This is a genomic window from Mesorhizobium sp. GW821-FHT04C10 (assembly GCF_059420305.1).
The window spans coordinates 5476471-5495968 of sequence record NZ_JBWKTL010000001.1 but is presented as its reverse complement, the minus strand read 5'-3'; the positions used below and the strand labels follow the sequence as shown (position 1 = coordinate 5495968).

At 62.3% G+C, this 19498-nt stretch carries 15 protein-coding genes; 10 read left to right on the top strand and 5 right to left on the bottom strand.

The genetic code is table 11. From position 1 onward, the window contains the following. Positions 1-41: 41 nt before the first annotated feature. The 5 genes from glgC (at position 42) to bglA (ending at position 8279) form a co-directional block, all read left to right on the top strand. Positions 42-1307 (top strand): glucose-1-phosphate adenylyltransferase, encoded by a 1266-nt coding sequence (gene glgC, locus AC07UC_RS26810; protein WP_140768746.1) that lies wholly within the window; start codon positions 42-44, stop codon positions 1305-1307. Positions 1308-1376: 69 nt separating this feature from the next. Continuing rightward, positions 1377-2822, top strand: coding sequence for a glycogen synthase GlgA (gene glgA / locus AC07UC_RS26805; protein ID WP_494907947.1), 1446 nt, complete (start codon positions 1377-1379; stop codon positions 2820-2822). Between the two features lie 3 nt (positions 2823-2825). Beyond that, a complete protein-coding gene (locus AC07UC_RS26800; RefSeq protein ID WP_494907946.1) occupies positions 2826-4454 on the top strand; it encodes an alpha-D-glucose phosphate-specific phosphoglucomutase in 1629 nt (542 codons plus the stop codon). A 199-nt stretch (positions 4455-4653) separates the two neighbouring features. Then, entirely contained in the window at positions 4654-6654 is a 2001-nt protein-coding gene (glgX, locus tag AC07UC_RS26795; protein ID WP_494907945.1) for a glycogen debranching protein GlgX, read from the top strand. After that, entirely contained in the window at positions 6654-8279 is a 1626-nt protein-coding gene (gene bglA, locus AC07UC_RS26790) for a beta-galactosidase BglA (RefSeq protein WP_494907944.1), read from the top strand. Before glgX ends, bglA begins: the two co-directional genes overlap by 1 nt. A 48-nt stretch (positions 8280-8327) precedes the next feature. Here the strand turns inward: bglA and AC07UC_RS26785 are convergent, their stop codons facing one another. Next, on the bottom strand, positions 8328-10097 hold the full coding sequence (locus AC07UC_RS26785; protein ID WP_140768738.1) for a Tad domain-containing protein: 1770 nt from the start codon (positions 10095-10097) through the stop codon (positions 8328-8330). Further along, positions 10098-10544 (bottom strand): TadE/TadG family type IV pilus assembly protein, encoded by a 447-nt coding sequence (locus AC07UC_RS26780; RefSeq protein ID WP_140769729.1) that lies wholly within the window; start codon positions 10542-10544, stop codon positions 10098-10100. Between the two features lie 283 nt (positions 10545-10827). On the opposite strand from AC07UC_RS26780, the gene AC07UC_RS26775 reads away from it, so the two are divergent. The 4 genes from AC07UC_RS26775 to AC07UC_RS26760 all read left to right on the top strand — a co-directional run bounded on the left by AC07UC_RS26775 (position 10828) and on the right by AC07UC_RS26760 (position 16273). Continuing rightward, the gene (locus tag AC07UC_RS26775; protein ID WP_140769727.1) at positions 10828-12420 is read left to right on the top strand and encodes a peptide ABC transporter substrate-binding protein; all 1593 of its coding nucleotides are present in this window, start codon (positions 10828-10830) and stop codon (positions 12418-12420) included. Between the two features lie 163 nt (positions 12421-12583). Further along, complete coding sequence (locus tag AC07UC_RS26770; protein ID WP_140768736.1) at positions 12584-13507, top strand: ABC transporter permease subunit; 924 nt, start codon at positions 12584-12586, stop codon at positions 13505-13507. Then, the gene (locus tag AC07UC_RS26765) at positions 13500-14621 is read left to right on the top strand and encodes an ABC transporter permease (protein WP_494907943.1); all 1122 of its coding nucleotides are present in this window, start codon (positions 13500-13502) and stop codon (positions 14619-14621) included. Before AC07UC_RS26770 ends, AC07UC_RS26765 begins: the two co-directional genes overlap by 8 nt. A 32-nt stretch (positions 14622-14653) precedes the next feature. Continuing rightward, positions 14654-16273, top strand: a complete 1620-nt coding sequence (locus AC07UC_RS26760; RefSeq protein ID WP_494907942.1) for an ABC transporter ATP-binding protein — start codon at positions 14654-14656, stop codon at positions 16271-16273. A 46-nt stretch (positions 16274-16319) separates the two neighbouring features. On the opposite strand, the gene AC07UC_RS26755 is transcribed toward AC07UC_RS26760, so the two are convergent. The 3 genes from AC07UC_RS26755 to AC07UC_RS26745 form a co-directional block, all read right to left on the bottom strand. Further along, positions 16320-16664 carry a hypothetical protein gene (locus tag AC07UC_RS26755; RefSeq protein WP_494907941.1) on the bottom strand — a complete coding sequence of 115 codons (345 nt, stop codon included), beginning with the start codon at positions 16662-16664 and terminating at the stop codon, positions 16320-16322. A gap of 179 nt (positions 16665-16843) precedes the next feature. Continuing rightward, entirely contained in the window at positions 16844-17281 is a 438-nt protein-coding gene (locus AC07UC_RS26750; protein ID WP_494907940.1) for a hypothetical protein, read from the bottom strand. A 4-nt stretch (positions 17282-17285) separates the two neighbouring features. Further along, on the bottom strand, positions 17286-17501 hold the full coding sequence (locus AC07UC_RS26745; RefSeq protein ID WP_494908994.1) for a hypothetical protein: 216 nt from the start codon (positions 17499-17501) through the stop codon (positions 17286-17288). A gap of 1042 nt (positions 17502-18543) precedes the next feature. Here AC07UC_RS26745 and AC07UC_RS26740 point away from each other — a divergent pair. After that, positions 18544-18939 carry a hypothetical protein gene (locus AC07UC_RS26740; RefSeq protein ID WP_494907939.1) on the top strand — a complete coding sequence of 132 codons (396 nt, stop codon included), beginning with the start codon at positions 18544-18546 and terminating at the stop codon, positions 18937-18939. Positions 18940-19498 lie beyond the last annotated feature (559 nt).

Sequence of the window (19498 nt, the reverse complement as noted above, 5' to 3'; positions counted from 1 at the left end):
GCGGCGAAACGGCGAGACTTGAATAACTTGGGAGGGTAGAAATGGCAGACTTGAAACGGACCCAGCCGCTGGCGCGCGATGCCATGGCCTACGTACTGGCCGGCGGCCGTGGCAGCCGCCTCAAGGAACTGACCGACCGTCGCGCCAAGCCGGCGGTCTATTTCGGCGGCAAGACGCGCATCATCGACTTCGCGCTCTCCAATGCGCTCAACTCGGGCATTCGCCGCCTTGGTGTCGCCACCCAGTACAAGGCGCATTCGCTGATCCGCCACCTGCAGCGCGGCTGGAACTTCCTGAGGCCGGAACGAAACGAAAGCTTCGACATCCTTCCCGCCAGCCAGCGTGTGTCGGAAACGCAGTGGTATGAGGGCACGGCGGACGCCGTCTACCAGAACATCGACATCATCGAGGCCTATGGCCCGGAATACATGGTCATCCTTGCCGGCGACCATATCTACAAGATGGACTACGAGATGATGCTGCGCCAGCATGTCGACGCCAATGCCGACGTCACGGTCGGCTGCCTCGAAGTGCCGCGCATGGAAGCGACAGGCTTCGGCGTCATGCATGTCGATGCCAAGGACAACATCATCGCCTTCGTCGAAAAGCCGGCCGATCCGCCAGGCATTCCGGGCAACCCGGAATTCGCTCTGGCCTCGATGGGCATCTACGTCTTCAAGACCAAGTTCCTGATGGAGCAACTGCGCCGCGACGCCGCCGAGCCCGGCTCCAGCCGCGATTTCGGCAAGGACATCATCCCCTATATCGTCCAGCATGGTAAGGCGATCGCGCACCGCTTCACCAAGTCCTGCGTACGCTCGACCGCGGAAAACGAAGCCTACTGGCGCGATGTCGGAACCGTCGACGCCTATTGGGAAGCCAATATCGACTTGACCGACGTGACGCCGGAGCTCGACCTCTACGATCGCGACTGGCCGATCTGGACCTATGCCGAGTTGAAGCCGCCGGCAAAATTCGTCCATGACGAGGATGGCCGGCGCGGCTCGGCCGTTTCTTCCCTGGTCTCGGGCGATTGCATCGTCTCCGGCGCGACGCTGAAGAAGAGCCTGATCTTTACCGGCGCGCGCATCAATTCCTATTCGACGCTGGAAGAGGTCGTCATGCTGCCCGACGTACATGTCGGACGGAACGCAAAGTTGAAACGCGTCGTCATCGATCACGGTGTAAGGATACCGGAAGGGTTGGTGATCGGCGAGGATCCCGTGCTCGACGCCAAGCGCTTCCGCGTTTCGGAAAAGGGCATCTGCCTGGTCACACAGGACATGATCAACAAACTCGGGCTCTAGAGCAATTCCAGGAAAAGTGTGAGAACGGTTTTCCCACCGGAATTGCTCAGAACAGGATCGGATAGACGCATGCAGGTTCTGTCGGTCACGCCCGAGATCTTCCCGCTGATCAAGACCGGCGGACTGGCCGATGTGACCGGTGCGCTGCCCGTCGCGCTGGCAGCCAAGGGCGTGGCCATGCGCACACTCATTCCAGGCTTTCCCGTGGTGATGGAAGGCTTCAAGAAAAGGAAGGCCGTCTACCAGTATCCGTTGCTGCAAGGCGGCAAGGCCTCCATCCACTCTGTCGAGCTTGCCGGGCTCGATCTTTTCGTGCTCGACGCGCCGCATCTGTTCGACCGGCCCGGTGGTCCCTATGGCAATGCTTCGGGAGCGGATTGGCCGGACAATTGGCGGCGCTTCGCGGCGCTGAGCCAGGCCGGTGCCGATATCGCCGGCGGCGCCATCTCGGGCTACCTGCCAGACATCGTCCATGCCCATGACTGGCAGTCGGCGATGACGCTGGCCTATATGCGCTACGGCAAGGCGGTCGGCACGCCTTCGATGATGACCGTCCACAATCTCGCCTTCCAGGGCCAGTTTGGCGCCGGCATCTTCGGCGAGCTCGGTCTGCCCGCGGCGGCGATGGCGCTTGACGGCGTCGAATATTATGGCGGCGTCGGCTTCCTCAAGGCCGGCCTGCAGGCCGCCTGGGCGATCACCACCGTCAGCCCGACCTACGCGCAGGAGATCCGCTCGCCGGAGTTCGGCATGGGTCTCGGCGGACTGATCAACATGCGCTCCAGCGATCTCTACGGCATCGTCAATGGCATCGACACAGCCATCTGGGATCCGGAAACAGACAAGCATCTGGTATCGAACTATACGGCCGCCACGCTCAAGGCGCGGGCACCGAACAGGGCCGCCGTGGAGGATCGCTTCGGCCTCGACCGCGACGATAGCCCCATCGTCTGCGTCATCAGCCGGCTGACCTGGCAGAAGGGCATGGACATATTGGCGACGGTGATCGACGGTGTCGTCGCGACCGGTGTACGCTTGGCCATACTGGGCTCGGGCGACGCCGGCCTGGAAGGCGCATTGCTTGCCGCCGCCGCACGCCACCGTGGCCGCATCGGCGTGGTCGTCGGCTATGATGAGGGGCTGTCGCACACCATGCAGGGCGGCTGCGACGCCATCGTCATCCCATCACGCTTCGAACCCTGCGGTCTGACGCAGCTCTACGGCCTGCGCTACGGCTGTGTACCGGTGGTTGCCCGCACCGGCGGCCTCGCCGACACTATCATCGACGCCAACGAAGCGGCGATGGCGGCCGGCGTGGCGACAGGGTTCCAGTTCGCACCCAACAATGGCGGCGCGATGCTGCACGCCATAAGCCGCCTGGCCGAAGCCTACGCCAACCCCGCGGTCTTCGAAACCATCCAGCGTCAGGGCATGAAGACCGATGTGTCGTGGGATCGAAGCGCCGAAAAATACGTTGAACTCTATCGCCTGCTGCTTTCGAAAAGGGTCGCCTGAAGCATGATACGCACCGTCCCCACCAAACCCTACTCCGACCAGAAGCCGGGCACGTCGGGCCTGCGCAAGAAGGTGCCTGTGTTCCAGCAGGAGCATTATGCCGAGAACTTCATCCAGTCGATCTTCGACGCGCTCGACGGGTTCAAGGGCAAGACCCTGGTGATCGGTGGCGACGGCCGCTTCTACAACCGCGAGGTCATCCAGAAGGCGATCGCCATGGCCGCCGCCAACGGCTTCGGCAAGGTGATGGTCGGGCAGGGCGGCATCCTGTCGACGCCCGCCGCCTCGCATGTCATCCGCAAATACAAGACCTTCGGCGGCATCATCCTGTCGGCCAGCCACAATCCCGGCGGCCCGCACGAGGATTTCGGCATCAAGTACAATGCCGGCAATGGTGGCCCGGCGCCGGAAAAGCTGACCGACGCGATCTTCGAGAAAACCAAGGCGATCTCAAGCTTCAAGACATCGGACATCGATCCGATCGACATCGACACGATCGGCACGGTCAAGGCCGCCGGCATGACGGTCGAGATCATCGATCCGGTCGCCGACTATGCCGAACTGATGGAAAGCCTGTTCGATTTCGACGCGCTGCGCAAACTGTTCAAGTCAGGCTTCCGCATGCGCTTCGACGCCATGCACGCGGTGACCGGCCCCTATGCCAAGGAGATCCTTGAAAACCGGCTTGGCGCGCCCAACGGCACCTGCCGCAACTTCAAGCCGCTGCCCGATTTCGGCGGCCATCATCCCGATCCGAACCTGGTCCACGCCAAGCACCTCTATGATGAGATGATGGGTCCGGACGCGCCGGATTTTGGTGCCGCTTCCGACGGCGACGGCGACCGCAATCTGATCATCGGCAGGGGCATTTTCGTCACCCCGTCGGATTCGGTGGCCATGCTTGCCGCCAATGCCCGCCTGGCGCCCGGCTACAAGGACGGGCTGAAGGGCATCGCCCGCTCGATGCCGACCAGTGGCGCGGCCGACCGGGTCGCCGAAAAACTCGGCATCGGCATTTATGAGACCCCGACCGGCTGGAAGTTCTTCGGCAATCTTCTCGATGCCGGCATGGCGACGATCTGTGGCGAGGAAAGTGCGGGCACCGGCTCCAACCATGTCCGCGAGAAGGACGGCCTTTGGGCGGTGCTGTTGTGGCTCAACATCCTCGCCGCGCGCGGCGAAAGCTGCAAGCAGGTCGTCACCGAGCACTGGGCGGCCTACGGGCGCAACTACTATTCGCGCCACGACTATGAGGAGGTCGAGAGCGACCGCGCCAATGCGCTGGTCGACGAACTGCGCGCCAAGCTCGGCTCGCTGCCCGGCACCAGCGTGCGCGGCCTGAAGATCACCAAGGCCGACGACTTCGCCTATCATGACCCGGTCGACGGCTCGACCAGCGAGCACCAGGGCATCAGGGTGCTCTTCGAAGGCGGTTCTCGCGTCGTCTTCCGGCTCTCCGGCACGGGTACTTCAGGTGCCACCTTGCGCGTCTATATCGAGCGCTACGAGCCGGACAAGGCGCGGCACGATCTCGACACCCAGGTCGCACTCGCCGACCTCATCGCCGCCGCCGACGACATTGCCGGGATCAGGAGCCACACCGGCCGCAACAAGCCGAGCGTGATTACTTGAGGGTGGCGTTGAGGGCTTTCCCTTCTCCCCTTGTGGGAGAAGGTGGCCTCGCGAAGCGAGGTCGGATGAGGGGTGCTCCAGCTTGGCGCGTTCTTCGATCGAGATTGCCAACGCCTCGTCCCGTCACACACCCCTCATCCGTCTCGGCGCTGCGCGCCGATCCACCTTCTCCCACAAGGGGAGAAGGGGAGGCGCTCGCATGACCCAACTCGGTGCCACAATCACCCCCGAAGGCATCCGCTTTGCCGCATGGTCCGCGTCGGCCCGTCGCCTTTGGGTCTCGATCTTCGATCAGCAAGGAGGCCGCGAGCTCGACCGGCTGGAACTGAGGCCGGAAGGCGAGGGGGTGCATGCGCTCTTCGTTTCCGGCCTTGCCGCGGGCACGCTATATGGTTTCCGTGCCGACGGCGATTATGCGCCCGAGCTTGGGCTGTGGTTCGATCCCGACAAGCTGCTGACCGATCCCTACGCCGTGGAAATCGACCGGCCTTATGCTTATCACTGGCGGCTCGCCGCGCGGCGTAACGAGGGGGCGGACACCGCGCCGTTGATGCCCAAGACCGTGGCAAGGACCTTGCCCAAGGCAGTGCCCGTGCTGCCGCCGCTGTTTCGTCCGGGCGGCCTGATCTACGAACTGAACGTCCGCTCCTTCACGAAGCTCCACCCGGATGTGCCGGAAGAACAGCGCGGTACCCTGGCAGCGCTCGCCCACCCCGCTATCATCGCGCATCTGAAGCGCCTCGGTGTGTCCGCGGTCGAACTGATGCCGGTGACGGCGTCGATCGACGAGCGGCATCTGCCACCGCTGGGCCTGAGCAACGCCTGGGGCTATAACCCCGTCACCTTCATGGCGCTCGATCCACGGCTGGCGCCCGGCGGTCTGGCCGAATTGCGCGAAACCGTCGCGAGGCTGCGCCAGGCCGGCATCGGCACCATCCTCGATCTCGTCTTCAACCACACAGGCGAAAGCGACAGGCTGGGGCCGACGCTGTCGTTGCGCGGCCTCGACAATCAAGCCTACTACCGGCACCAGCCGGATGGCAGGCTGGTCAATGACACCGGCACTGGCAACACCGTCGCGTGCGACCATCCGGTGGTGCGCGACATGGTGCTCGACACGCTTCGCCATTTTGTCCGCCATGCCGGCGTCGACGGCTTTCGCTTCGATCTGGCACCGGTGCTGGGCCGCGTCGATGGCGTGTTCGATCCCGCCGCGCCCTTGCTCGAGGCTATCGCCAGCGATCCGGTCCTTGCCGATCGCGTGCTGGTCGCCGAACCCTGGGATATAGGCCCGGACGGCTATCAGCTCGGCAATTTCCCCGCGCGCTTCCTCGAATGGAACGATCGCTATCGCGACGACGCCAGACGCTTCTGGCGTGGCGATGTCGGCGCGGTTGGAGCGTTGGCGACCCGGCTTGCCGGCTCATCCGATGTTTTTGGCAAGGCAGGCCAACCAGCCAGCCGAACGGTCAATTTCATCGCCGCGCATGATGGCATGACGCTGGCCGATATCGTCGCCTATGAGCGTAAGCATAACGCGGCCAATGGCGAGCAGAACCGTGATGGCCACAACGACAATTTGTCCTGGAACAACGGCGCCGAGGGCGAGACGGACAACGCGGCGATCGGCAAAGCGCGCTTCGAAGACCGGTGCGCGCTGCTTGCCACACTATTTGCCTCGCGGGGCACCATCATGCTGACCGCAGGCGACGAATTTGGTCGTACCCAGAAGGGCAACAACAACGCCTACGCGCAGGACAACGCCGTCACCTGGCTGGATTGGACGGGCCGCGACCAGGTGCTGGAGCGTTACGCATCGGCGCTGGCCACACTCCGCCGCGCCGTCCCGGCATTGTCGGATACGCATTTCCTGATGGGACAATCGGCCGAGGCCTCAGGCATCCCCGACGTCGTCTGGTTGACTGAGACCGGCATGCCGCTGGCCGAGGCGGACTGGAACGATCCCGGCCGACATCGCCTTGTCATGCTATTGGGCGATGCAGGCGGCGGCCGCCTTGCCGTCATCATCAATGGCGATCGCCGCCAATGCGTCTTCACCTTGCCCGAAAGGGAAGGGTTCCGATGGCAGCCGGCGATCGAAACGCAGGCGGTCGACCTTGCGCGGCCAATGCCGGGCCGCAGCGTCAATTTCATGATCGAGCGCCTGACTCAAAAGGGCGGCGCCGGGAAGGGGTCGTGATGGCCGATGAAGATGCCAACGAGTGGTGGCGTGGCTGCGTCATCTACCAAGTCTATCCGCGTTCCTTCCAGGACACGACCGGCGATGGCAGCGGGGATCTCAGGGGTATCACGGCAAGGCTCGCCCACATCGCCTCGCTTGGCGTCGATGCCGTTTGGCTGTCGCCCTTCTTCAAGTCGCCGATGGCCGACATGGGCTACGACGTGTCGGACTATAGCGACGTTGATCCGATGTTCGGTTCGCTGGAGGATTTCGACACCCTGGTCGCCGAAGCGCACCGGCTGGGCCTGAAAGTCGTCATCGACCAGGTGCTGTCGCACTCATCCGACAAGCATGAATGGTTCATCGAAAGCCGCGCCAGCCGCGACAACCCCAAGGCCGACTGGTATGTCTGGGCCGATGCGAAGCCCGACGGCAACGCGCCCAACAACTGGCTGTCCGTCTTCGGTGGCCCTGCCTGGGAGTGGGATTCGACCCGCCGGCAGTATTACATGCACAATTTCCTCGCCTCGCAGCCCGACCTGAATTTCCACAATCGCGAGGTCCAGGATGCACTGCTGGACACGGTTCGGTTCTGGCTGGAGCGCGGCGTCGACGGTTTCCGGCTCGACACCGTCAATTACTATGTCCACGACCGCTGGCTACGCAGCAATCCGCCCTTGGCGTCGAGTGTCGCCGGCACCAATGGCGAAACCAACACCTACCTTTACCAGGAGCATCTGTTCGACAAGACGCAGCCGGAAAACCTGGCTTTCCTCAAACGTTTTCGGGCATTGCTGGACGAGTATGAAGGCCGTGCCGCGGTGGGTGAAATCGGCGACGAGGGCCGCTCGCTGCAGACGCTGGCCGCCTACACTTCCGGCGGCGACAAGCTGCAGATGTGCTACACCTTCGACCTGCTCGGTTCGCAATTTTCGGCGGCGCATGTGCGCGGCTGCGTCGAGGCTTTCGAACATGCGGTCGTCGACGGCTGGGTCTGCTGGGCGTTCTCCAATCATGACGTGGTGCGCCATGTCAGCCGCTGGACAAGGCCGGACGGCGATCCTGACACGGTGGCCAGATTTTCGATCATGCTGCTCGCATGCCTGCGCGGCTCGATCTGCCTCTATCAGGGCGAGGAACTCGGCCTGGAAGAGGCGGAGTTGGCCTACGAGGATCTGCGCGATCCCGTTGGCATCCGCTTCTGGCCCGGCGTGAAGGGCAGGGATGGTTGCCGCACGCCGATGGTCTGGGAGGCCGGCGCCGACAATGCGGGTTTCTCCACCGCCAGGCCCTGGCTGCCGGTCCCGGCCAGCCATCGCGCCCGCGCCGCCGATGTGCAGAACAGCAACGACCAATCTGTACTGTCCGCCTACCGTTCGACGCTTGCCTTGCGCAGGCGTCATCCAGCACTGGTCAGCGGTTCGATCCGCTTTCTCGACGCCGAGGGTGACGTGCTCGCCTTCATCCGCGAAGGTGGCGCACAGAGGCTGCTCTGTGTCTTCAATTTCGCCGCGGAGCCAGCGAATTGGCAATTGCCAGGGGACATCGGAACAATCGCGGCTATCTTGGATGGCGAAGCAGCTGTCGGGGAAGAAGCGCTCTCGCTGCCGGCTCTCGGTTGCTTCCTTGGTCGGCTCGACTGACTGGCGGTTCGACCGCGTCCGGGCCAGGCGACCGCCTGGCCACAAAGCTTATTGAACGAGCACGGCGCGTCCGCACGTCGCCCCGGTGACACGCACGTCGGCCTGGCCGACACCGACCCCCAGGGCCGACAGCACATTGTAGAGCAAGTCGTCGACGGGCGCCGTCACGGTGTTGAGCAGGGCCACAACTGCTGGTTTGACCGTTCCGAGCAGGGCCGTCAGATCGATGCCGAGACCGAGCGCATTGACCGAAAGCGACAAATTGTTGACCAGCGACGTGGTGAGCGACTGCGAGATGTTGCGCGTCGAAACGGTCTTGATCGTCTTGTTGGCGATGTCGGTCGCGTTGAAGGTCAGGGTCTGCGGGCTGTTGTTGGTGATCGCGGTCGCGGCCGAACCCATCACCTGGATCAGCGGGATGTTGATCAGCAGGATCCTCAGGCTCACATCGGCGATCTCGGCGTCGGTGAAGGTCTGCGGCTGGCTGAAATCGGCGAAACCGGAGGCGTTGTTGCTGTTGGCCAGGTTCAACTGGGCAATACCGGGATGTGCGGCGATGGAAACGCTGATGCTGGAAGGCCCTGTCGGACAGGTTATGTCGGTCAGCTTGGCTTCGGCGTAGGCGACTTCCACATTGAGCGGCAGATTGACGGCCAGCAGGCTGATGCCGCCGCTGAGGCCGGGTGTGCCGATGCCGACCGAGGCCGTCAGCTTGATGCGCGTCTGGGCGGTCCGCACGACGGTGCCGATGCCATCGACCGCCAGCCAGGGCGAGGATTGCGCCGGCTCGCCAATGGCGATGTTGAGCTTGGTGGAGAGCAGCCCGGGGATGGTGGCGCCGAGATCGACCGCCGCCTGGTTGGTGCCGTTTGCGAGCACGGCGGCGGCGGTCAGCATCCCCATGGCGCTTGCGTCGACCCCAAGGCCGGACGGCTGTTGTCCGAGGCCCAGGCTGCCGACGGAACCAAGGTCGATAAGACTGCTGAGCGGGATCTTGACCGTGCTAGTCGACTTGGTGGCGACGGTCTGCAGGGCGACCTTGGCCGTATTGCCGAGACCAGGAACGTTGGCCATGGCTGTGGCGATCTGGCCGACAGTCGCCTTCGAGGCCAGCACGTTTGAATAGGTGCCGGCGGTGATGTTCAGTTGTGTGGCCAGGGCACTGACAAAGGAGAGCACGCTGACGTCGGCCGATATCAGCCCGTTATAGTCCATGACGCTGAGCGAGATATTGCCGCCGAGAAGCCCGCTTAGAAGCGCGTTGAGGATGCCGCCGTTGACGCTGAGTAGCCTCGATCCGACCGAGAATGCGGCCTGCGGCGTCATGCTGGCCGTGGCTTGGGTGCCGATGACCGGAGTGGGGATGAGCGAGCTCGCGAAATAGCGGGCGGGGATTTTCGCCAGCGTGACACGCACTGCATTGTAAGGTGTCACGCCCGCCTGGAAGCGCTGGGTGACATTGGCAGTCGACGAGGCATATCGGCCCTTTGTGACCGTCACCACCGTCTTTCCGACGGCCGGGGGAATGGTCTGGCCCGAGGCCTGAACGACGACACCCGGCATGCCGTTGTCGGTGAGCGTGGTCACGACCGCCGTGTTGACATTGTTGATGTTCGAGGCGGCGGTGATCGCCGCCAGATCGACCATCGCCTGGGCTTCGCGGCGCTCGGTATAGATGGAGGCTTCATCGATGGCCACCGCGGCCAGCGCCAGCGCGACCGGAGCGCTCAGTGCCGTCATGACGGCAAAGTTCGCATTTCTGTCTCCCAGCATCGACCGTACAAGCCGGCCGATGCCCTTGCCCCGACGCTGCGGCATTCAGATACCCCCGACCCTGATCGTTGACTGGCGCTTGATGGTGGTCCCCGGCATGGCTATGCCCGGGAAGAGATTCCAGATCGGCAGGTTGCGCGCATCGTAGGAGATAGACACCACGAACTGGCTTCCATCGGCTACGCTGTCATTGGCCTGGTAGGTCAGTTTGCTGACGTCCACGAAGGGGTAGCCGCCGGCATTGTTGGTGAGGAAGGAGGCCACCAGTGTTTGCCGCTCGGTCTGGTTCAATCCTGCAATGGCCGTCCTGGCGGCGTCGGCCGCGATCTGCTGGATCGAGTTGGCGGCGCCAAAATAGATGCCGTACGCAACCATTCCGAGTATTATGAGGATAAAGAGCGGCGACAGCAAAGCGAATTCAACCGCTGAAGTTCCCGAATTGTCTGTTCGGAAAGCGCGCTTTCGGGCCTTGGAAATGAGGTTCTGAACCATGATAACAGCATGCCAAAATTCGCATGCAGAAAGCGAAAACTCTGGGTACAACCAGAGAGTGCGTACAATTGAAAAAGCCGCTCTAATTTAGCCGTTGCTTCTTCGGTTGGGAGGATTGACTTAGGGTCAATCAGTACTCGGTTGAAAACAGCTTACCTCCTGTCTAGTCTCCTGCCACCAGCTGCCGGAGGGAACCGGTGGCACGCTTGAAGGAACCAGATATCGGTCCCGGGGCGTCAACACGAAAAGGCGCGCCGACGGCAGCGCCGACAGGGAGAACTTCATGCTGAAAAACATGCTGAAGGCGACGGTGTTCGCCACCACCATGGCCGTAGCCGCCGGTGCGTTCTACACGCCGGCTTTCGCGGAGACCGTCTATAACAGGGGCACCGCCGCTGAGTCGGAATCGGTCGACCCGCACAAGACCTCGACGGTCTATGAAGCCAATGTGTTGCGTGACCTGTTCCAGGGACTGGTCATGCAGGACGAGAAGGCGAACCTCATTCCGGGCGCCGCCGAAAGCTGGACGGTATCGGATGACGGCACCGTCTACACGTTCAAGCTGCGCAAGGACGGCATGTGGTCTGACGGCAGCCCGGTGACGGCCGACGATTTCGTCTACGCCTTCCATCGGCTGGAAGACCCCGCGACCGGCGCCGAATATGCCTCGATGCTCTATCCGGTGAAGGGTGCGGAGGACGTCAACACCAAGAAGGGCAAGCCCGAGGACATGGGCGTCAAGGCGATCGACGCCAACACCCTGGAAGTGACGCTGAAGGCGCCGACGCCTTACTTCCTGGAGATGCTGACCCATCAGGCGACCTATCCGGTCAGCAAGGCCTCGATCGAAAAGCTCGGCGCTGACTGGATCAAGCCCGGCAACCTTGTTTCGAACGGCGCCTATACGCTGGCCGAATGGGTCCCCAACGACCATATGAAACTGGTCAAGAATCCGAAATTCTGGGACGCGGCGACCGTCAAGTTCGACGTGGTCAACTACATCCCGACCGAGGATCGCTCCTCGGCCATGAAGCGCTTCGAAGCCGGCGAACTCGACAGCTACGACGATCTGCCGACCGAACAGCTCGCCGACCTCAAGACCAAGTTCGGCGACCAGATCCATGTCGGCCCATATCTCGGCACCTATTACTACGCGATCAAGACCGACAAGGCGCCGTGGAACAACCCTGAACTGCGCAACGCCATTTCGATGGCGATCGACCGCGACTTCATCGCCGAAAAGGTCTGGCAGAACTCGATGCTGCCTGGCTATTCCATGGTGCCTCCCGGCATCGAGGGCTACACGCCCGCAATGGCCAAATACGCCGACATGCCGCAGATCGATCGCGAGGACGCCGCCAAGAAAATCCTCGAGAAGCTTGGCTACACGCCCGAACATCCGCTGAAGATGGAAATCCGTTACAACACCTCGGAGAACCACAAGAACACCGCGGTTGCCATCCAGGAGCAGTTGAAGCCGCTTGGCGTCGACGTCACGCTGCTCAACACCGACACCAAGACCCACTATTCCTTCCTTGAGCAGAAGGGCGACTATGACGTGGCGCGTGCCGCCTGGATCGCCGACTACAAGGATCCGGAAACCTTCCTCGGCATCTCGCGCAAGGCGAGCGGCAACAACTACTCGAACTACAACAGCCCGGCCTATGAAGCGGCCATGGACAAGGCGGCCGCCGCCGGCGGCAAGCCCGAGGAGCGCATGAAGGAGCTCTCCGAGGCCGAGCGCATTCTTGTCGACGACGTCGGCCAGATTCCGCTTCTCTACTACAGCTACCACGACATCGTTTCCTCGAAGCTGCATGGCTTCGTCGACAATGTGATGGACGTCCATCCGTCGCGTTTCGTCAGCAAGGACTGATCCCTGGCCAAGCCGCCGCGCACTCCTCGCGCGGCGGCGCTGGTTTGCCATCGCATCGGCCCGGGAAGCGCAATCGATTTTCGGAAAATCCGGTGCGAAGATTTGAAGGCTGGAGCGCAATCGTCCAACTGGGCGTTGGTGCTTCGGATCAAGTGGGGCACCGATGCTACGATACGTATTCCGGCGGCTTTTGACCGCCATACCGACGCTGTTCGTCATCGTGACGATGGCGTTTTTCCTGATGCGCGTCGCGCCAGGCGGCCCATTCAACCAGGAGCGGGGGCTGAGCCCCGAGATCAAGGCCAACCTTGAAGCCCAATTCGGCCTCAACGACCCGCTCTGGCTGCAATATGTCCACTATCTCGGCAATCTCCTGCGCGGCAATTTCGGTCCGAGCTACAACATGCCGGACTTCACCGTCACCGAACTGTTCGCCAAGGGCCTGCCCATTTCGGTGCAACTCGGTGCGTCGGCACTGATCCTGGCGCTGCTGCTCGGTTCCTTGCTCGGCACCATCGCCGCACTCAACCAGAACAAGCTTGGCGACTATACGGTGATTGCACTGGCGACCGCCGGCAGCACCATCCCGACCTTCGTCATCGCGCCGGTGATCCAGCTCCTCTTCGGATTGACCTGGAAGCTGCTGCCGATCGGCGGCTGGGGCGATGGCGCCTTCATCAACAAGGTCGGTCCGGTGCTCACCCTTGCCTTGCCGCAGATCGCCATCGTTGCCCGCCTGATGCGCGGCTCGATGATCGAATCTCTGCGCTCCCACCATATCCGCACGGCGCGCGCGCTCGGCCTTTCCGACTGGTCGGTGGTGGTCAAGCATGCCCTGCGCGGCGCCATCCTGCCGATCGTCTCGTTTACCGGCCCTGCGGCGGCGGCCCTTTTGACCGGTTCTGTCATCGTCGAGACGATCTTTTCCATTCCAGGCGTCGGCCGCTATTTCGTCGATGCCGCGCTCAACCGCGACTACACGCTGGTGATGGGGACGGTGGTGGTGATCGCCATCTTCACCATCATCTTCAACCTGATCGTCGACGTCATGTACGCGGTCGTCGATCCGAGGGTGCGCTATGACTGACATCGCAGCCACGGCTCCCACCATCGTTGGCCGCTCGCTCTGGGGCGATGCCTGGGCGCGCCTCAAGGCCAACCGCGCTGCCATGTTCAGCCTCTACTATCTCGCCTTGATCGGGATCGTCAGCGTGTTCGGCCCCTGGTTCGTGCCGCATCAATACACGACCATCTATGCCGACTATGTGCGCATGCCGCCAAGCCTGTCGGCCTACCCGAAGCCAGACATGATCCAGGGCGCGCTCACGGACGCCATCAAGCGCATGCGTGTCGACCTCAAGGAATGGCATCAGGAAGGCAGCCGCGTCACGGTCACGGTCACCTCGACCAAACCGATCGATGATCGCAACATCCGCTATCTCGACCGCTCCGATGCCTTTGACGACACCAGGATCGAGAACAAATCGCCCGACGGGCTCGAAGTGACGATGAGCACATCGGTCAAGCAGCAATATTTCCTGTTCGGCACCGACAACACCGGCCGCGATCTGCTGTCGCGCACGCTGATGGCCGGGCGCATCTCGCTGGCCATCGGCCTGCTCGCCGGCGTCGTGGCGGTGGTGATTGGCGTGATCTATGGCGCCGCCGCCGGCTTTTCCGGTGGCAAGATCGACGAGGTGATGATGCGCATTGTCGACGTGCTCTATTCCTTGCCGTTCATCTTCTTCGTCATCATGCTGGTGGTGTTCTTCGGCCGCAACTTCGTGCTGATGTTCCTGGCCGTCGGCGCGGTGCTGTGGCTCGACATGGCGCGCATCGTGCGCGGCCAGGCGCTGTCGATCCGCCGCCAGGAATATGTCCAGGCGGCCGAAGCCATGGGCGTCGGCCAGCGCGGCATCCTGTTGCGCCATGTCATCCCCAATCTGCTCGGTCCGGTGGTGATCTACATGACGCTGCTGGTGCCGCAGGTCATCATCTTGGAGAGTTTCCTGTCGTTCCTCGGACTCGGCGTGCAGGAGCCGATGACCAGCTGGGGCGTGCTGATTTCGGTCGGCGCCAAGAACATCGGCACCGCCAACTGGCTGCTCCTGTTCCCCGCCTTCTTCCTCGTCTCGACGCTGTTCGCCCTGAATTTCGTCGGCGACGGCCTGCGCGATGCGCTCGACCCAAGGGATCGATGAGATGGGGGATCGCTGAGATGGGGACCGCTGATATGGCCACTCCCGAAACGATCCTCGCCGTCAAGGACCTGCGCGTCCGCTTCCGCACGCTCGACGGCGCCGTCGAGGCGGTCAAGGGCATCAACATCCACGTCAATGCCGGCGAGACCGTTGCCGTGGTCGGCGAGTCCGGTTCCGGCAAGAGCCAGACCATGATGGCGGCGATGAGTCTGCTGGCCTCGAATGGCGAAGCCACGGGCCATGTAGACTATCGCGGCCGCAACCTGCTGACACTGAGCAAGTCCGACCTGAACAAGGTGCGCGGCGCCAAGATCAGCATGATCTTCCAGGAGCCGATGACCTCGCTCGATCCGCTCTATTCGATCGGCAACCAGCTGATCGAGCCGATCCGCCGGCATCGCGGCCTGAATGCCGCCGAGGCACGCGAGGAGGCGCTCAGGCTCTTGCGGCTCGTGCATATTCCAGATCCCGAGCGGCGGATGAAATCCTATCCGCACGAAATGTCCGGCGGCCAGCGCCAGCGCGTGATGATCGCCATGGCGCTGGCCAACGATCCCGACATCCTGATCGCCGACGAGCCGACGACGGCGCTCGACGTGACCATCCAGGCGCAGATCCTGATGTTGCTCGCCGAACTGCAGCGCAAGCTAGGCATGGCGATCGTCTTCATCACCCACGATCTTGGCATCGTCCGGCGTTTCGCCGACCGTGTCTATGTCATGCGCCAGGGCGAGGTGGTCGAGGAAGGCGAGGCGGAAGCGATCTTCGCAAACCCGCAGCACGCCTACACCAAGATGCTGCTGGCGGCCGAGCCGACAGGAACCAAGGCACCACCGCCGGCCAATGCGCCCGTGGTGCTCGAAGGCAGGAATGTCGAAGTCACGTTCAGGATCGGCGGCGGGTTTATGGCCGGCGAGCCACTGATGCTGCGTGCTGTCGATGACATTTCGATCCGGCTTCAGCGCAACCAGACCATCGGCATCGTCGGCGAATCCGGTTCGGGCAAATCGACACTCGGCCGCGCCCTGCTGCGGCTGCTGCCGAGCGATGGTTTGATCCGTTTTGGCGATCGCGACATTTCCACGGCCGACCGGCAGGCGATGCGGCCGCTGCGGCGCCAGATGCAACTCGTCTTCCAGGATCCGTTCGGCTCGCTGTCGCCGCGCATGACCGTCGGCCAGGTCATCACCGAAGGCCTTCTGGTGCATGAGCCGAACCTTTCGAGCAAGCAGCGTGACCAGCGCGCGGTCGAGGCCTTGCGCGAAGTCGGGCTCGATCCCAACGCCCGCAACCGCTACCCGCATGAATTCTCAGGCGGCCAGCGGCAGCGCATCGCCATTGCCCGCGCCATGATCCTGAAGCCAAGGATGGTCGTGCTGGACGAGCCGACCTCCGCGCTTGATCGCTCGGTGCAAAAGCAGATCGTCGAACTGCTGCGCAAGCTGCAGGCCGACCATGAACTGTCCTACCTCTTCATCAGCCACGACCTCGCCGTGGTGCGCGCCATGGCCGACTACATCATCGTCATGAAGCAGGGAAAGATTGTCGAGCAAGGACCGACCGAGGCGATCTTCAGCAACCCGCAAGCGCCTTACACGCAGACGCTGATGAACGCGGCGATCGACGTGACGCGCTTTCGGCTGAGCGCGTGAGGCGGCGCTTCAACTGAAGGCAATCATCGTGGCGGCGTCCGTCCGCTCAGTCCGCAGACCTCGGGCACTTGCGTGCGCGCGCAGCGGCAATGGCATCCTGCTGCTGTTTCAGCCGGTCTATCCTGGCTGTTTCCCGATTGGCGACGGCGGTTTTCACGCGTGAGCCACCAAGCAGCCAGCGGGGAACACTGGTGTTGGCGACCTTGCCGCGCGTGATCGCGGTTTGCGAGATTTCGCTGGCGGTTTCGCCCAGCGCGCTGTTGAGCTCGACACAGGTCATCTTGTCGTACTTCGCCGGATCTGTCGTTCTGCTGATCGAGGAGCAGCCGGCCACGAGAAGCACGGCAATCACAAGAACCGGTGTCGAGGCTGTCGTTGAGATAAAATTCATGTCCGCATCCGGTCGCCAGCTTACCGGCTTTCATCGAATTGCCTAGAGCCGATGCCCATTTCGACAAAGTTTGCGCCTGCTGTCGAGCCCGATCGCGATCCGCGCCGGTCGTGACGAGATGCCGTATGCCGGCGCTTGCTCGTTCGCACGGCTTGTCGGCCTGTGATCTCCTGGGATTCTCACGCTGTTTCGACGGCTAGTCCGGCCATGGGGGCATCACCACGGAGCACTGTCTGGGCGATATCGCTCTTGTTCTCATCGACATGCGCCGTCACCAGGACGATCCCCTCGGCGACGCTGCGATCGTCGGGTTTGGCAGCCGTCGTGATGAATGAGCCGAGCAACCCGCCAGCACCGCCACAGACCGCGCAAATCACGGCTGTTGCCGGTAACCCGGCCTGAAGGGAAGTGACACCGTAGACGGCCACGGCGCCAAGGCACGCCAATGCCGCACCGACCAAACCGAGAATGACGCCCGGAGACTTCAGAACTCCGACTTCATCCTGGTAGGGGCCGATAATGGCAATCTGAACGTGAGGAACACCAGCCGCCACCAGTTCTCCGGCAACCCGGCCCGCTTCGGCATGGGAATCAAAAAGCCTGCTGATAGTCCGCATGGTCTCAGGGCGTTTCCTTGTCGAGCAACGTGTCGGTCACGAAGGAAGCGGCAATTAAATCATCGCCGCCGATGCTGCCCTGTCCGTCCTCCATCATCGCCGCGACCTTTTGGAATGTCTTCATTTCGCTGATGGTAATCCGGGCTTGCTGCATCCTGGCCTTGAGGTCGGCTACGCGCGTCCCCAATGCATCGGATCTTGCGGCCTCACTGTTCGGCATGGTGACTTTCATCCAATTCCGCTTGATCGCCCTCGCGCCCAGTCAACCGAACAGGGTCGAAGCGCAATCGTTCCCTGGTTGGGCTTCGGTCTGGTATGGCGCCGGACTTAAGTCTGGCTCTTAAATGCAATGGTCCTATCCGTGCTGCTGCCCGGAACAGCCCCCGTTCGCAGCCGTTGTCCGCTGCATGTTCAGGAGGAAGTGATGGAGAAGAGTGTTGGCCAAGCACGCTGGTTGCTCGCACTGACCTTCGCGGTGGCCATCACCTTCATGGCGATTGGAATAACTCTTGGCTGACCATCCGAGAGATCGAGCACGAATGTCTTGCAGATTGGCGCAGCTATGTCCCTTCCTGCGCCGATAGGGTTCGCCCGCCGCCTCCATGCGGCGGGCGAACCCTCAGTCTCAAATCGGAGAGCGGAAGAAGGGCTGAATGACGGCAACGCAGCAACAAATGGTTTGTCACGCCCTGGGCTGAACGATCAGAACTTCCACAACAAGTGGTGAGATTGCGCGGACTTCCGCGACCAACCCGCTACGCATGGCTCCAATGCCAGACCTGAATCGCGGATCCGTGAACCAACAAATCACGCTCGATTAACGCTGGCCGCTCCACACATCACAACCGAGATATCCATGCGGCACGTACGTTGCTTGCCAGCGTCATTGGGAGGCGAATATGGCACTTTCACCGGACCGGTATGATGATGACATGATGATCCAGTGTCCTCGATGCAACCGAATGATGATCCGTAAAGGTCGCCTGATAAAGAGCGTCAAGTCGCTGACCTGTGAAGGTTGTGACAATCAAATTCGGATGACATACAGCCGCAAGATCGACATCTTCGAAAGACGCCGCCGATCACATCCCTGACTCTGGTCTGAATTCTGGCCGGCCCAGCCTGTGGGTAGGTCAAGCTCGCGTCGACTGACGGGGCGAGGGTATGGACCAGCACCAGTTAGGGTACCCCGGAGCATTCTCCGAGCGCATCTATGTGGATGTTCACCTGGGACAAAGGCCGAGTTGGCCCGACTCCTGACAATGAGCCGGGCCAGCGACTGTTTATCAGTAGCCGCCGTTCTCGATCACCACGGGATGGCGGTGATGGTGTGTGGAGACGGAACCCGTGACCACGACGGCATCTCGACGATGGTGATGATGCCGGCGGCCATGGTCATAGAAAGCAACCGTGCCGTGGTGACGGTGATGCAGGCGCTGTCCATCCTCGTTGATGATCCTGACCTGGTGGTGTCGATGGTGGGTCCGGATAACCACATCGGCCTCGGCTGCCGAGGCCACGACCGGGAATCCCACGGAAAGCGCCAAAGCGCACACGAGCATTGTTTTCATTATAATTTCTCCACTGACTGGAATAGCCCTTCGGTGGATACAACTGCGGCTGGCCGCTTTGGTTCCGGGGCTTTCCCAAGGCGGTAGGGATGCCTGCGGGCAAGTCGAAGGTCGGGCGATCGCATTGCCCAAGGCAGAGAAGGGGGCACCTTTCGAAGTGGTCCGATGCACCGGTTGCACTCATTCAATCGGCGCGACGATCTGCGCTCAAAAATTCGCGACATTCGGTCTGCCATTCGGCGGAACATTAGGTCTATCGAATAGTTCTACTCCCTGCGGCAGACGCCTCGGTGTCTGCCGAAGATCGGCCGGCAAAGGCCGATCGGTCCGCGTCCTCCGCCAGAGGCGCGGGCTTCCCAGGCGACAGGAGAGAGATCATGAACAACATCATCTGGCTCGTTGGAGCGATAGTCATCGTGTTGGCGATATTGAGCTTCTTTGGCCTCCGATAAATGTGACGGGAGTAAGGTTCGTCGACACTTCTTGTCGGCACGTGATCAGCCGAGCGGATGCTGGGAAGCGCCCATGGCTGACGGCCGCAAACCAATATTACGGCAGGGAGCTTACCGCTCCTCTTTGCTGCATGGCGCGTTGGATATGACTCTCAGCCAACTCAACTGAGGAGGGGTATCATCTCGCCCTGTTG